The following is a 15,213-nucleotide window of genomic DNA, read 5'->3' as shown; positions in this document are numbered from 1 at the left end:
AACGGAGGTAAAGTTATGAAAGGTATTAAAAAAGCAACGGCTGTATTGTTGGGAATCACAATGCTGGGCACAGCTTTAGCGGGCTGTGGAAGTTCGGCGAATACGAACGAAGGAGCCGGACAGGAACCTGTGAAGAATGCGCAAAATACCGCACAAGCGGATACAGAAAACACAGGTGCGGAAGGAACAAGAAGTTATACAATGTTTATGCGCTCCACTTATATCGGCTGGATCGAAGAATTGAAGTGGTATGCAGAAGCGGAAAAAAGAACCGGGATAAGCGTGGAATACGTAGTAGGTCCCGAAGAGTTCGATGATGTTTATGCTGAAGTGGATCAGAGATTGATCAGCAAGACATTACCTGATGCAACAATGTGTAAATTAGCACAGTCTAACGTGTATGGTGCGCAGGGAGCATTCTTAAATATGGCTCCGTTAATTAAAGAACATGCGCCTAACTTACAGGCTTATCTGGAAGCGAACCCGGATTATACTAATCTGGTAACGACGGAAGATGGCAGTATTTATGGATTGCCTAAGGAGACTCCTGTTTTAGCAGACTTCCTTTTCGGAAGAGAGGATCATTTGGCAGAAGTAGGAATTGCACCTGCAGATATTGTAACAGTAGATGACTTTACAGAAACCTTACGCGCCTTAAAAGATCATTATGGTAAAGACAATCCGAATTACTATCCGCTGTCAGGCCGTGACTCTTATGTACGTTTTCAGGCATGGTTCGGTTGTGAAAATAATATCTCGGCAGAAGAATCCAACGGTATTTATTTAAATCATGCGAAAGACCAGGGCTTCGATATTATGGCGGACGAAGCGTATACGATGATTGAAACGATGAAAACCTGGTATGATGAAGGCCTGATCAATCCGGAATGGATTGCCGGAGCGTTCGGTGAGGGAGATTGGGAAGCGGCTATGATAAACGGAGATGCAACATTTTCTTTCGATTATTATACACGTCCTCAATGGTTTATGGATAACGGAGGACCGGAGGCTGATCCGAATTATTCCATCGTTGTTCTCGATTATCTGAAGGATAAAGACGGAAATACGATGAAGATACAGACAGACCTTCCGTACAATGAGAAGCTTGCAACATCGATTAATGCGAATGTAAGTGAAGAAACAGCAATTACTATTTTACAGTTCATCGATTATTTCTACAGTGAAGAAGGACAAGTTCTATCGAACTGGGGAATAGAAGGCGAGAGCTTCGAGACAGTAGATGGAAAGAAACAGTTTATTGTTGACTATTCTGCAGAAGAAGCGACTCCGGAAGGGGAACCCAGATGGTCATTCTTAAGCGATCGAATGACAGTAGTAAAACCGATTGACAGTACAGCATTCTATTCATGGAATGGTCCGCTGGTAGTGGAAGCTGCAAACCGCCTGCTTACGGATGATAATCTGCATCCTGCATATAACATCATTTACACAGATGATCAAATGGCGGAGATAACGAACCTTGTGTCTTCCGTATATGATGCGGAAATTGCAGGTATTACACAGTTCATCAACGGAACGAGACCTTTGGATCAGTGGTCTGATTTCCAGCAGGAAATGAATGACTTAGGATTATCCAGAATAGAAGAAATTCAGTTAGAAGCATTCCGTAGCACTTACGGAGAATAGAGTTACTGTTCACACCTATGGTGTTCACAGCAACAATATCACACAAATTGCATAAAGAACATGCAATTTGGCGCCCGAAGCACTCGCAAAATCACATAGAAAGCGATTTTGACTTCGCGGAATAGTGGCTGTGAATAGTAACAGCATTATAAGCCCGGAATATGCACGTGAAGTGCATATTCCGGCATAAAGGAGTATACCTGTGAAGACGAAAAGAAAAAATGTGGAGAGCCTTCCTGTGAGGTTCGCAAAAGATATTAAGAAAAATTATGTACTTTACCTATTGCTGCTGCCCGGTGTGTTAAGTTTGATTTTATTCAAATTAGGCCCCGTAGGAGGTATGGTAATTGCGTTTCAGAATTTTAGCGCATTTCAAGGCATAATGGGAAGCAAATGGGTAGGGGTTGAAAATTTTGCACGGATTTTTCAGGATGCTTATATGCTGAAATTAATAAAGAACACAGTGATTCTTGCTGTGCTGTCCATCGTGGTGGTGTTTCCCATTCCTATTATCTTTTCGCTGTTTTTAAATGAAGTGAGAGTAAAATTTGTGAGAAATTCGGTACAGTCCTTGAGTTTTCTTCCGTACTTTATTTCATCGGCTGTTATGGTGAGTATTATGTACACCTTACTTTCTCCTTCTTATGGTTTAGTAAATATTGTGATAAAAGCCTTTGGGGGAGACTCGATTTATTTTATGTCAAAGCCTGAATGGTTCAGGCCGTTGTATATTTTTCTTCAAATTTGGCAGACATTTGGTTATTCAGCCGTTATTTATCTGGCGGCAATGACTTCCATCGATCCTGCCCTTTATGAGGCAGCGGAAGCGGATGGAGCGAACCGCTGGCAGAAGATGTTCCATATTACCTTGCCGTCAATTTCCACCTCGATAGTAACTATGCTGATTATTAGTATCGGTAATGTATTTACTGTCGATTTGGACCGAATCCTGCTTATGTACAACCAGAGTGTCTATGAGACGGCGGATGTTATACAGACTTATGTATATAGAATTGCATTTCAGTCAACGGGGTTCCCGGACTATAGTTATGGTACTGCAGTAAATCTTGTGAAGTCGGCAATTGCCTTTGCACTAGTTATCATTGCGAACAAATTGGCAAAGAAATATTCCGAAACCAGATTGTTCTAGGAAAGGATGTGGCATAAGTGCAAAGAATGAATAGGAATAAAAAGCAAATAAAATCCTTTGATATTATAAATAATACGATATTACTATTAGTGGCAGCCATGTGCGTATATCCATTTTTATACATTTTCTTTGTGGCCTGCAGCGACGGTACCTTTTTGGCCAGAGGACAGGTTACCTTCTTACCTAAGGGATTTAATCTGGAAGCTTTTAAATATATTATTACGAATAAAAAATTGAATGTTTTTACAGGGCTGAAAAACTCTTTTGTTTATACGCTCTTGGGAACACTTTGTTCCGTTGTGTTTACTTATTTTACAGCATACGCTCTTTCCAGACCGAGGGTGAAGGGAAGGAACTTTATTATGAGCCTGTTTGTTATAACATGGGTATTTGAAGCCGGCATTATCCCTCAATACATTATTTACAGCGGTTTAGGACTTGTGGATAACCCTCTGGTTATGATTATTCCCGGTGCTATTAATACTCAGTTTCTAATTATATGTAAGACTTTTCTGGAGGGATTGCCCGGAGAACTGGAGGAAGCGGCTTTTATGGATGGAGCGAATGATTTTAAGATATTGTCTCAAATATTTGTTCCTTTGTCTAAGCCGATTGTAGCGACTATCGCAATGTTCTATGCGGTATCCATATGGAATCAGTATTTGAATCCGCAGATTTATTTAAAATCAGAGAGTTTAAAAACGATTCAACAGGTGCTTAAGCAGGTGGTTATTACGGAAGGAACAGCCGGTACTACCTTTAAAAATACATTGCAAAACGGTGTCACTTTAAATCAGCAGAACTTAAAAGCTGCGGCTGTATTTGTAGCGTTAGTACCGATTGTATGCGTATATCCATTTGTACAAAAGTATTTCAAAAAGGGTATTTTGATAGGCGCAGTAAAAGGATAAGTAATACCACAAAATGCGTAGCAATACGTAGGTATCGTAGGATTAAAATATATCGATTCAAAACGGAGGAAAAGATGAGCAGAGAATATATAGAATTAAATATATTAGAGGAAAATGGAGCTTTATATCATAATAATTTACTAGATACAGTGGAAGCCTTAATTCCCAATCCATATGTGAGCTGTCATGCGGCCGACCTTCTGGAGCTTGAGAACGGGGATCTTCTTTGCTGTTGGTTTGCAGGATCGGACGAAGGTAATGCGGATATCAGTATTGTGTTATCCCGGTTGAATCATGGGGAAAGCAAGTGGACAGTACCGGTTAAAATATCGGATGATTCCAGCCGTTCGGAGCAGAATCCATCTTTATTTCTGACACCGGAAGGGGAAATATGGGTGATGTATACGGCGCAGACAGCACGTACGGCAGATATGAATCCTAATTTCAACTTACAATACACGGCGGAGATTCGTTGTAAGAAATCCGACGATAACGGATATACATGGAGGCCGACAGAAACTATGTTTTCCAGGGAAGGCTCCTTCTGCAGGCAGAAGATTCAAATATTATCCAACGGAAGATGGATCTTCGGCAATTGGATATGTTTTTCCGATGAGACACGTAACGGCAGCGATATTACGGTAGTTCAAATATCCGATGATAAGGGAAAAACTTGGAGAGAGGTAGAAATACCGGACAGCGCAGGACGCGTACATGCCAATATCATAGAAAAAGAAGCAGGAAAGCTGGTGGCTATTTTCCGCAGTCGGTTCGCGGATCATATTTATATCGCAATGTCGGAAGATTACGGTGATAGCTGGACAAGCCCTGTACGTACGGAACTTCCGAATAACAATTCCAGTATTTCCGCGATCAAACTGGAAAGTGGAGCGATCGCGCTCGTATATAATCCTGTAAAATATAATGATGAAGTAGGGAAGACAGTGTGGCCTTTTCAAAGATGCCCGGTTACTCTTGCTATATCGGAAGACGGCGGCGTGACATGGCCTTACCAAAGAATTATAGAGCATGGAGAAGGATTTACCGGTACATGGAATGATATTAACAATAGGCGTTATGAGTATCCGGTAATGATGCAGGGAAAAGACGGAACCATTCATGTGGCATATAGCTGGGGAACGAGAAGATGTGTGAAGTATGCGGCAGTTACAGAGGAATGGATTCGCGGTAAAGAAAAGTTGACCGGTGCGGAAGGCAATCCGGCATGGGTTTGCCAGAGATTTTAAGCATTCGCAAAACTGTGTAGAGATGCAATTTTGACATCGTGTTGGCTGGGCTGTGAATATTAATGATTAATACTTCGGTACTTGGTTCAGATAGGAGGAAAAGGTGGTTTTGGACAATAAGGTTATGTTAATAACATATGCGGACAGTCTGGGAAAAAATATTGAGGAACTGCAGCATGTTTTGGATACATGGTATCAGGATGCGGTGGGAGGCGTTCATATCCTTCCCTTCTTTCCCTCATCGGCAGACCGGGGATTTGCGCCTATGCGTTATGATAAAGTGGACGAAGCTTTCGGGGACTTTATAGACGTGTCCGAACTGGGAAAAAAATATTATTTGATGTTTGACTTTATGGTGAACCATATTTCCAAAAGCTCGGAATACTTTAAAGACTTTGAGGAAAAAAAGGAAGCATCGGAGTATAAAGACTTTTTTATCCGCTATAAGGACTTTTGGGAGAACGGAGAGCCTACGGAAGAACAGGTAGACCTTATTTATAAGAGGAAGCCGAGAGCGCCGTATATCGATGTATACTTCGCCGATGGTACCACCGAAAAGGTATGGTGTACCTTTTGTGAAGAGCAAATAGACCTGGATATCACAAAAGAGAAGACGAAGAACTTTATCAAAGATACCCTTGTTGATATGGCGGAAAAAGGAGCCTCTATGATTCGTTTGGATGCCTTTGCTTATGCGGTAAAGAAGCCGGATACAAATTGCTTCTTCGTGGAACCGGATATATGGGAACTGCTGCATGAAATAGAAAATGTGCTGAAGCCCTATAAAGTAGAGATACTTCCTGAAATTCATGAGCATTATAGCATTCAGTTGAAGATAGCGGAGCAGGGCTTCTGGATCTATGATTTCGCTTTACCCGTGTTGGTACTTCACGCTCTGTATAACGGCGAAGGAAAATATCTGAAGCGATGGATGGAAATGAGCCCTAAGAAGCAATTTACCACACTGGATACTCATGACGGTATAGGAATCGTGGATGTGAAAGATTTGATTCCGGATGAAGATATCGATAAGGTGAAAGAGCAGATGTTCTCCAAAGGTGCCAATGTGAAGAAGATATATAATACGGCGGCTTATAATAATCTGGATATTTATCAAGTAAATACCACATATTATTCAGCGCTTGGGAATAATGATGATGCCTATTTATTGGCGAGAGCAATCCAATTCTTCGCACCGGGTATTCCGCAAGTATATTATGTAGGAATGCTGGCAGGTGAAAATGATATCGAGTTGATGGAGGAGACGAAGAACGGACGAGATATTAACAGACATTATTATTCGATAGATGAAATAGAACAGGAAATGAAAAGAGAGGTCGTTGTAAAGCTGCGGGAGCTGATGGAGCTTAGAAATACACATCCTGCATTTGCGCTGGAAGCGGATTTACAAATAGAACTCCCTACACCGAATGAACTCATTATGACGAGAACATTCGGGGAAGCAAAAATATCACTGCATGCGGATTTAATATCACATCGCTTTCATATTGAGTAGAAACAAGCATAGCTATTTAATCTTTACAGTTTAAAATAATTAAAATATGAAATATGGAAATGTAGAGCATAGTGTAAAAGCTATGCTCTTTTCGTTTTTAGATACAAAATATATATAGAATATACTGATTGTCTATTCAAAAGAATATAAATAGGATATAATAAAAATGAAAAGTGGCAATATGTGTAATAGACAGGGAGTGATGAATATGTTGACATATGAGATGACTCAAGAGTTGATAAGCGGCTTAATCGATATATTTAATGATAATATTTATCAAATTATATTATATGGTTCTGTGGCAAGGCAGCAGGCGACGGAAGAGAGTGATATTGATATCGCTATTGTTTTAAATAATAATTTTGACTCAGAAATACGAGAGAGATTCATTGCATGGGCTACAGATATGGACTTAAAATACGGAAAGATTTTTTCTATCATAGATATCGAAAGGAAAAATCTTGGAAAATGGGGAAAAGTGTTACCGTTTTATCGAAGTATACAAGAAGAGGGGATTGTATTATGGAAGGTAGCATAAAAGAACTGATGAGATATAAAGTTAAATTTAAGTTGAAAGAAGCAGGTAATTAGTTTAATTACCTGCTTCTTTCAACTTAATAATTTATTATGCCTTTTATTCTATTGTACTGCCTCCAAATAATATGGTAATATTGAACATGTGGTAATTATGAGGGGATCGAATAGTTACATTTAGGGGAAAGGGACGCGAAAGAGTATGGACTTATTTGAATATATGAGAAGTACAAATATGGAAAAGGAATCTCCGCTAGCCGCCAGACTAAGGCCTAAGACTCTGGAAGAGGTGGTGGGGCAGCAACATATTATCGGTAAAGATAAGCTGCTTTACCGTGCGATAAAAGCGGACAAGTTAAGCTCTATTATTTTCTACGGACCTCCGGGAACGGGGAAAACCACACTGGCCCGTGTTATTGCAAATACGACGAGCGCCGAATTCACACAGATTAATGCTACGGTTGCCGGGAAGAAAGATATGGAGGCGGTGATAGCAGGGGCGAAGGATACGCAAGGGATGTATGGGAAGAAGACCATACTCTTTATCGATGAAATCCATAGATTTAACAAGGGGCAGCAAGATTATCTGCTCCCTTTTGTGGAGGATGGTACTATTATATTAATAGGAGCGACAACAGAGAATCCTTATTTCGAAGTGAATAGTGCGTTAATTTCCCGTTCGATCATATTCGAACTTCAGCCGCTTGAGAGAGAAGATATTAAGGTGCTTATTGAGCGGGCTGTTTATGACAGCGAGAGAGGGATGGGGGCCTATGAGGCTGTTATCGATGCGGATGCGATGGAATTCCTGGCAGATTTATCCGGCGGTGATGCAAGACATGCATTGAATGCGGTGGAACTCGGCGTTATGACAACAGGGCGGAGTGAGGATGGTAAGATTCATTTAACCTTGGATGTTATACAGGAATGTATACAGAAACGGGTGATTCGTTATGATAAGACCGGCGATAACCATTACGATACGATTTCTGCATTCATTAAGAGCATGAGAGGCTCAGATCCGGATGCGGCGGTCTATTATCTGGCGAGAATGCTTTATGCAGGGGAAAGTGTAACTTTTATCGCGAGAAGAATTATGATTTGTGCCTCGGAGGATGTGGGAAATGCGGATCCCAATGCTTTACAGGTAGCGGTCAGCGCGGCTCTTGCCGTAGAAAGAGTAGGTATGCCGGAAGCGCAGATTATTCTATCTCAGGCAGTTTCTTATGTAGCGAGTGCACCTAAGAGTAATGCGGCTGTGAATGCGGTTGCAGATGCGTTTCAAGTGGTGAAGGATACGGGTAATTTGCCGATACCGCCCCATCTGCAGGACGCTCACTATAAGGGAGCAGCGAAGTTGGGGCATGGAACGGGGTATAAATATGCACATGATTATCCCAACAATTATGTGAAACAGCAATATTTACCCTATGAGTTGAACGGTAAGGAATTCTATCGTCCCACAGGAAATGGGTATGAAGTGAAGATTAAAGAGCATATGGCAAGAATAAAAAAAGAGGCAGAATAGATGAAGGCAGAAAAGAAGAAGGTATTACTGATCATAGGAATAGCGGTAGCCTGCATCGTTTTGTTAGTGGGCATCGGAGTTTCTTTTTATATTATTACTGAAAACAGGAAATCGGAAGTTGCGGAGGCGGCAGCCCTTTTAAAAGCGGAGGAAGAAGCGTTAAAAGCAGCAGAAGAGGCGGATAAAGAAGATCGGGAAGAACGAGAAGATTCGCTCTTGCGATCTGCGATCGAAGCAGGACTTAGCGTGATAAACGCAATTAAGAACAGGCCTCCTTCTGTAGAGCTGGAAGAGGGAAATACAACAAGTTTCTTACAGATAGAATCCTGTCTTATCGATAATAAGACGAGCAAAATAATATTAAAATCGAAGGCCGACCAGATTCCGGTCAGCGATGATAAATACTATTATTTATTTGCTGTGCGGTCTTATGAGGATATGATTACCGAAGATAAAAGCCCGCTTGTAAAGGAATATAAGGATACGAATGTAGAATTTCGGTTTCCGAGGCATTTTACAGGTACGGAGAGCGGAGTATTCCGTAAATTCGTAGTCGCAGTTAAGAAAGATGATGAGTATATTGCGGTAAGCAACTTTCAATATATAATGAATCCTGAGGCGGTGGCAAAATATAAGTCCAATGGAGCCAAACCTTCTACGAAAAAGGGGTTGCTTATAGATCCGAACAAGCTGCGTTCATCAGAGCTGGATGACCTGGGAGTCAAACATGCTGCATATAATATTCCTGTTTCCAGAATATTGGGGGAAACCACAGATGGTACCTATCCGACGATTCATTATTCCTATAACGGGAAAAGCTATGCGTTCAATGGACAAGTGATGTCTGAATATGATTTGGTATTCAGTACATTGACGAATAAAGGAATTGAAATAAATGCAATTATACTTAATGATGTTTCGCCGGCTTATCCACAATTGATTCATCCGCAGGCTCGTTCAGGGATTGGAAGTGCGCCTTATTACGCATTCAACGGAACGGATGAGAGCGGTGCGGAATATTTGGCAGCAATAGGAGCCTTTCTTACAGAGCGTTATTCTGGAACGGCTAACGGACGTGGATTGGTAGCGAATTGGATTATCGGGAATGAGATTAACGCGAGGAAAGAATGGAATTATATGGCGTATGTAAGCCTGGAGTCTTATGTGAGAGAATTTGTAGAGGTCTACCGTATATTCTATAATTCAATTAAGAGCATCAATGCGGCCTGTAATATTTACATATCCTTAGACCAGCAATGGGACAGGAATATAAGCAGTTCCACCAATTATGATGCAAGGGATATCTTGGACGAATTCAACAGGCAGATAAAAGCGGAGGGGAATATCGATTGGGGACTTGCGATTCATCCCTATAACGTGCCCCTAACTTCTGCACGGATATGGGATTCATCCAGATATGTAAAGCATTCACAGGACACGCCGATGGTGACGATGAATAATATTGAGGTGGTGACGGATTATATGTCACGAAAGGAAATGCTTACAGAAAGCGGAGAGGTACGTTCCATTATATTGAGTGAGTTAGGATATACCTCACTAAAGGGAGAAGAATTGCAGGCAGCGGCAATCGTATATGCTTATAAGCGGGCAGAAGCCAATCCTCATATCGATTCCATCCTCTTTTCCAGGCAGACCGATGCGATAGAAGAGATTGCCCAGGGACTTGCCCTAGGGCTGAATCATGCCGGCGGTTCTCCGAAATATGCGTACAATGTATATAAATACATGGATACAGACGAGGCGGAATCATATACGAATTTTGCGAAAGGTATCATTGGTATTTCACAGTGGCCGTAATTAAAAAAGTTGTTGAATAAGATATTGATAGATTTGCTGATTTTTCCGCTGCCAGTTGTCACAGATAGCTGCAGCGGATTCTTCTGTAGGTACAGATAGTGTAATATCCACTAATTTTGTATTCTTTTCTTTTGCCACAAGATGAGCATCATAATCTCCGGTCGTTGATTTATAATAATCAGCGAGAATCGACACTTCATTTCTAAGTTCCATTTCATTATCCTTAAAAAAGGAATTGATTTCATCTTTGATAGTATCGCTGATACGGTTCTCGAAAAAAGAGAGGGTATTTAAGCCTTCTCCTGTAATTAATAAATGAGTACGGTTGCGTATGGACTGCGCGGAAATCAATCCTGCGTCGGTAAGCTCAGAAATTGCCTTCTGGAGAGTGAGAAAACTCGTATATTCTTTTTCCAGAATAAAATCACCTACCTGTGCGCTCGTCAAAGGAAAGTTCACGCGGTCAAGCATGTATAGAATAATTAATTTATAAAGCGTTAGAGGTTCCTGAGGCATGAGAAATAGTTCCTTTCCAATGTTTTCCCTGATAGGAGTTAGTAAGTTTCATTTGATGGTGAAGAGCATTTAATACCTTTTTCTTATGGGAACTCCATATAGGAGCGATCAATAAATCTTTGGGACCGTCTCCGGTCACACGGTGAATGACCGTTTCGGGAGAAAGGTGCTCGATGCAGTTCATAAGAATATGAAGGTATTCTTCCATGGAAAGAACGGGGAATAGACCTTTCTCGTAATCGGTGGCCAAATCAGTTCCTCGCAGTACATGGAGAAGCTGAAGCTTTATGCCGGAAATAGGAAGCGTGTTGAGGTAATCTACGGTTTCCAGCATCATCGTTTCACTTTCACCGGGTAACCCTAAGATTACATGAACGATAACGGGAATCTCCAGACCGGCAAGTGCATGTATGCCTCTTGTGAAGCATGCAAGCTCATAGCCTCTGCGGATATAATGAGTCGTTTCCTCATGAATAGTCTGCAAGCCAAGTTCCACCCATAGAAATTTATGGGGATATCGGGCTTTGAGCTGTCCGAGCAAAGCGATTACTTCATCCGAAAGGCAATCCGGGCGTGTGGCAATAGAAATCCCTACAACATGGGCATTAGACAGAGCCTGTTCATAAATGGATTCCAACCGCTCGATGGGAGCATAGGTTCCTGTATAGGATTGGAAATAAGCCACGTAAGGAGCGTCTGTTTCTATGGAAGGAAAGGAAACAGCAAAATCCCCGCTGCCTCCTTCGCTGCAAAAGATACAGCCACGGGTATCGAGAGTACCATCCCGATTCGGGCAGGTGAAACCGGCGTTGATGGCAATTTTATTCAGTTTATGTCCAAAGGTATTTTTAAAATAGGCATCCAGAGAATAATAGCGTTTACCATGCCATGTTTCAGGGGTTCTATTTTGTTTAGATATTTCTTCCGTCTCATGTTTCATAGTATAACAAGTATCTATCCATTTCTTTATGCGCGGATGATGTGAGATTTTACCGCTTCGGCCACCACGTCGGCAACCTTAGGGTCGAATGCTTCCGGCATAATATTATTTTCATTGAGTTCCTCTTCCGGAACGAGGCTTGCGATGGCATGAGCAGCCGCAAGCTTCATCTCTTCTGTAATCTGTGTAGCTCGTCCTTCCAGAGCTCCTTTGAAGATGCCGGGAAAAGCGACTACGTTGTTGACCTGATTCGGGAAATCGCTGCGTCCGGTTCCAACGACCATGGCTCCGGCCTCTTTTGCCAAGTCCGGCATAATTTCGGGAACGGGATTTGCCATAGCAAAAAGAATGGAATTGCTGTTCATGGAAGCGACCATTTCTTTTGTTACGATACCGGGAGCGGATACGCCGACAAAAATATCAGCACCTTTTAGTGCGTCAGCGAGGGTTCCGGTTTCTCCGTTAAGGTTGGTAACTTCGGCCATTTTCTCCTGCATCCAGTTAAGGCCTTCTGTCTTAGCAGAGATAATTCCTACTCGATCGCACAAAGTAATATTGGGAAAACCGTAGGTGAGAAGTAATTTCGTAATGGCGATACCTGCACTTCCGGCACCGTTTACGACCACTTTGCATTCTTCCTTCGTCTTACCTGTCACCTTTAGCGCATTGATGATACCGGCTAACACAACGATTGCCGTACCGTGCTGATCGTCATGGAATACGGGAATATCCAATATTTCTTTCAGGCGTTCTTCGATTTCAAAGCACCGTGGTGCGCTGATATCCTCCAGATTGATGCCGCCGAAGCCGGGAGCGAGATAAGTGATAGTCTTGATGAGTTCTTCCGTATCTTGAGTGTCCAGGCAAATAGGAATTGCGTTGACTCCGCCGAATTCCTTGAAGAGTACCGCTTTTCCTTCCATAACAGGCATAGCGGCATAGGGGCCGATATTACCGAGACCAAGCACTGCGCTGCCGTCGGATATGACAGCCACTGTATTCGCTTTCATCGTATATATATAGGAAGCTTCTTTATCATCGGCGATGACCTTACAAGGTTCTGCAACGCCCGGGGTATAGGCGAGAGAGAGCGCCTCGCGTGATTTTACGGGAGACTTGGAAACAATCTCTAACTTCCCATTCCATTGCTTGTGGAGTTCTAATGCCTTTTCGCTTGTATTCATCATATATCCTCACTTTGGTTTTTGATTTTGTGTATTCTATTGAAGTAATCATATAATATTTGCGTGGAGTCTGCAAGATAAGGAAATGAAAAGTTTCTGTGTGAACAGTAACAATGAAAAAAAGGCTTTCTATTTTACAAAAGCTGTTGTATAATGTTAAAACAGATAGCGTTTATCATCAAATCAGTTAACATATCAGCAATACCCCCCAAGATAAAATACACAATTTAAGAGATATGCAAGAAAAGTTATAAGACTTTTATTTTATGATAAATTGTAATTATTCAGCAGGTCTGCGCATTTACCGCGCTGACCGTAAGAATGCGTGGAAAGATAAGTGAAAGTCCCATCACCGAAGGTGATTTTAATGGATTTTCATATAAGTTGTTGTATGGCAATATAACTCAAAGCGGAGGAGTTTATGAGAGAGAAATATGAATCGTTGGCACTTGTTGACTTAAAAGAAATTGCTAAAACAAGGAAAATTAAAGGTGCTTCTACTATGAAAAAAGCGGAGCTGGTGGAAGCGATGCTTTTAGAGGATGAAAAAGAGAAAACTGTTGCATTAGAAGCCAAAGGAAGTGAAAAGGCAGAAAAGAATGCGGACAATCGTCAGGTAAGTGCTCCGAAAGCACAGGAAGATAATAGACCTGCTTTAGAAAATAATCGACAGGCAGCAGGACGGTCTGAGGATGAGAAGTTCCCTTCCGATTTGGATAGCGGCATTATGGCACATGGTATTCTGGAAGTGATGCCGGATGGTTATGGTTTTATTCGCTGTGAGAACTATCTTCCGGGAGAGAATGATGTTTATGTTGCGCCCAGTCAGATCAGACGTTTTAATTTAAAGACCGGAGATATCCTGGAAGGCAATACGAGAGTTAAGTCGCAAAGCGAGAAGTTCAGCGCTTTATTATATGTAAAAAGTATTAATGGTTATCATCCTGAGGTGGCGGCGCGCAGATGCAATTTCGAGGATATGACCCCTATTTTCCCGGATGAAAGAATGCGCCTTGAGACTCCGGGAGCTTCAGTAGCGATGCGCGTTATGGATTTGATGAGTCCGGTAGGCAAGGGGCAAAGAGGTATGATCGTATCTCCTCCGAAAGCGGGAAAGACAACCTTATTAAAGGAAGTCGCGAAATCGGTGAAGAAGAACTCCCCTGATATTCATCTTATTATTCTTCTGATCGATGAACGTCCGGAAGAAGTGACCGATATTAAGGAAGCGATAGAGGGACCGAATGTGGAAGTGATTTATTCCACCTTTGATGAAATGCCGGAACACCATAAAAGAGTTTCTGAAATGGTCATCGAAAGGGCGAAACGCCTCGTGGAACATAAAAAAGACGTTATGATATTGTTGGATAGCATTACTCGCTTGACAAGGGCTTATAACCTTACGGTTCCCCCGAGCGGAAGAACGCTTTCCGGCGGTCTTGATCCGGCAGCTTTATACATGCCGAAGCGCTTCTTCGGTGCCGCGAGAAATATGAGAGGCGGCGGTAGTTTGACAATTCTCGCTACGGCACTTGTGGATACGGGAAGCAAGATGGACGATGTAGTATATGAGGAATTCAAGGGTACCGGTAATATGGAGATGGTGCTTGACCGCAAGCTTTCAGAGCGCAGAGTGTTCCCGGCGATTGATATTCCCAAGTCAGGAACAAGGCGTGAAGACTTGCTTTTATCGGTGGAAGAGCAGGAAGCGATCGGTATTATGCGCAAGGCGCTGAATGGACTTAAGACAGAAGAAGCTGTGGACAAGATTCTGGATATGTTCTCAAAGACGAAAAATAATGCGGAATTCGTTCAAATGGTGAAAAAAATCAAATTTTTCTAAGAAAGTGGATGAGAGTTTTAAGAAAAAATACTTGCAAGGGAAGATAAGCTATGATACAATAAAAAAGCTGTTTGGGTAAAACTACAGCGAAGGCTTAACAAGCGAGCGGATGAGAACAAATTGACTTTATTATAGAGAGGTGAAAAAGATGAAAGAAGGAATCCATCCTAATTATTATCAGGCGAATGTAACTTGTAACTGCGGCAATGCGTTTGTAACCGGTTCAACGAAATCCGAGATTCACGTTGAAGTTTGCTCGAAATGTCATTCGTTCTACACAGGTCAGCAGAAATCTGTAAGAGCTGATGGACGTATTGATAAGTTCAACAAGAAATACGGTGTCGAAAGCAAATAATTTTTCCGTAAATAGTTATGTGTT

At 41.8% G+C, this 15,213-nt stretch carries 13 protein-coding genes; 10 read left to right on the top strand and 3 right to left on the bottom strand.

Annotated elements, in window-relative coordinates; translation table 11 throughout:
- Positions 1-15 precede the first annotated feature (15 nt).
- The 8 genes from RBB56_RS03615 (at position 16) to RBB56_RS03580 (ending at position 10,351) form a co-directional block, all read left to right on the top strand.
- Entirely contained in the window at positions 16-1,647 is a 1,632-nt protein-coding gene (locus tag RBB56_RS03615; RefSeq protein ID WP_306721039.1) for a hypothetical protein, read from the top strand.
- Between the two features lie 202 nt (positions 1,648-1,849).
- Positions 1,850-2,797, top strand: coding sequence for an ABC transporter permease (locus RBB56_RS03610; RefSeq protein WP_306721038.1), 948 nt, complete (start codon positions 1,850-1,852; stop codon positions 2,795-2,797).
- Between the two features lie 26 nt (positions 2,798-2,823).
- Positions 2,824-3,708, top strand: coding sequence for a carbohydrate ABC transporter permease (locus tag RBB56_RS03605; protein ID WP_306721037.1), 885 nt, complete (start codon positions 2,824-2,826; stop codon positions 3,706-3,708).
- A 74-nt stretch (positions 3,709-3,782) separates the two neighbouring features.
- Positions 3,783-4,955 carry a sialidase family protein gene (locus tag RBB56_RS03600; RefSeq protein WP_306721036.1) on the top strand — a complete coding sequence of 391 codons (1,173 nt, stop codon included), beginning with the start codon at positions 3,783-3,785 and terminating at the stop codon, positions 4,953-4,955.
- A 103-nt stretch (positions 4,956-5,058) separates the two neighbouring features.
- Complete coding sequence (gtfA, locus tag RBB56_RS03595; protein ID WP_306721035.1) at positions 5,059-6,471, top strand: sucrose phosphorylase; 1,413 nt, start codon at positions 5,059-5,061, stop codon at positions 6,469-6,471.
- 166 nt (positions 6,472-6,637) lie between these two features.
- A complete protein-coding gene (locus RBB56_RS03590; protein ID WP_306721034.1) occupies positions 6,638-7,009 on the top strand; it encodes a nucleotidyltransferase family protein in 372 nt (123 codons plus the stop codon).
- A gap of 198 nt (positions 7,010-7,207) precedes the next feature.
- Positions 7,208-8,533 (top strand): replication-associated recombination protein A, encoded by a 1,326-nt coding sequence (locus RBB56_RS03585; protein WP_306721033.1) that lies wholly within the window; start codon positions 7,208-7,210, stop codon positions 8,531-8,533.
- The gene (locus RBB56_RS03580; RefSeq protein ID WP_306721032.1) at positions 8,534-10,351 is read left to right on the top strand and encodes a DUF5722 domain-containing protein; all 1,818 of its coding nucleotides are present in this window, start codon (positions 8,534-8,536) and stop codon (positions 10,349-10,351) included.
- Here the strand turns inward: RBB56_RS03580 and RBB56_RS03575 are convergent, their stop codons facing one another.
- Genes RBB56_RS03575 through RBB56_RS03565 form a run of 3 tightly spaced genes read right to left on the bottom strand, consistent with a single transcriptional unit; the run spans position 10,352 to position 12,991 of the window.
- Positions 10,352-10,822, bottom strand: a complete 471-nt coding sequence (locus tag RBB56_RS03575) for a DUF4364 family protein (RefSeq protein ID WP_306721031.1) — start codon at positions 10,820-10,822, stop codon at positions 10,352-10,354.
- Between the two features lie 16 nt (positions 10,823-10,838).
- Complete coding sequence (locus RBB56_RS03570) at positions 10,839-11,807, bottom strand: TIGR01212 family radical SAM protein (RefSeq protein WP_306721030.1); 969 nt, start codon at positions 11,805-11,807, stop codon at positions 10,839-10,841.
- 26 nt (positions 11,808-11,833) lie between these two features.
- Positions 11,834-12,991: an NAD(P)-dependent malic enzyme gene (locus RBB56_RS03565; protein WP_306722083.1), complete on the bottom strand. Its 1,158-nt coding sequence runs from the start codon at positions 12,989-12,991 to the stop codon at positions 11,834-11,836.
- A gap of 421 nt (positions 12,992-13,412) precedes the next feature.
- Between RBB56_RS03565 and rho the strand changes: the two genes are divergently transcribed.
- On the top strand, positions 13,413-14,834 hold the full coding sequence (gene rho, locus RBB56_RS03560; RefSeq protein WP_306721029.1) for a transcription termination factor Rho: 1,422 nt from the start codon (positions 13,413-13,415) through the stop codon (positions 14,832-14,834).
- Positions 14,835-14,982: 148 nt separating this feature from the next.
- Positions 14,983-15,189, top strand: a complete 207-nt coding sequence (gene rpmE, locus RBB56_RS03555) for a 50S ribosomal protein L31 (protein ID WP_306721028.1) — start codon at positions 14,983-14,985, stop codon at positions 15,187-15,189.
- The last annotated feature ends 24 nt before the right edge of the window (positions 15,190-15,213 follow it).

The organism is Kineothrix sp. MB12-C1, from assembly GCF_030863805.1.
Classification (GTDB): domain Bacteria; phylum Bacillota; class Clostridia; order Lachnospirales; family Lachnospiraceae; genus Kineothrix.
This window is presented reverse-complemented; position numbering and strand designations above follow the sequence as displayed.

Bases quoted from the DNA above. Each gene is read 5' to 3' on its own strand.
- RBB56_RS03615 (WP_306721039.1), top strand. From the start codon at position 16: ATGAAAGGTATTAAAAAAGCAACGGCTGTATTGTTGGGAATCACAATG.
- RBB56_RS03580 (WP_306721032.1), top strand. From the start codon at position 8,534: ATGAAGGCAGAAAAGAAGAAGGTATTACTGATCATAGGAATAGCGGTA.
- RBB56_RS03590 (WP_306721034.1), top strand. From the start codon at position 6,638: ATGAAAAGTGGCAATATGTGTAATAGACAGGGAGTGATGAATATGTTG.
- RBB56_RS03605 (WP_306721037.1), top strand. From the start codon at position 2,824: ATGAATAGGAATAAAAAGCAAATAAAATCCTTTGATATTATAAATAAT.
- RBB56_RS03565 (WP_306722083.1), bottom strand. From the start codon at position 12,991: ATGAATACAAGCGAAAAGGCATTAGAACTCCACAAGCAATGGAATGGG.
- RBB56_RS03600 (WP_306721036.1), top strand. From the start codon at position 3,783: ATGAGCAGAGAATATATAGAATTAAATATATTAGAGGAAAATGGAGCT.
- rho (WP_306721029.1), top strand. From the start codon at position 13,413: ATGAGAGAGAAATATGAATCGTTGGCACTTGTTGACTTAAAAGAAATT.
- RBB56_RS03575 (WP_306721031.1), bottom strand. From the start codon at position 10,822: ATGCTTGACCGCGTGAACTTTCCTTTGACGAGCGCACAGGTAGGTGAT.
- rpmE (WP_306721028.1), top strand. From the start codon at position 14,983: ATGAAAGAAGGAATCCATCCTAATTATTATCAGGCGAATGTAACTTGT.
- RBB56_RS03585 (WP_306721033.1), top strand. From the start codon at position 7,208: ATGGACTTATTTGAATATATGAGAAGTACAAATATGGAAAAGGAATCT.
- RBB56_RS03570 (WP_306721030.1), bottom strand. From the start codon at position 11,807: ATGAAACATGAGACGGAAGAAATATCTAAACAAAATAGAACCCCTGAA.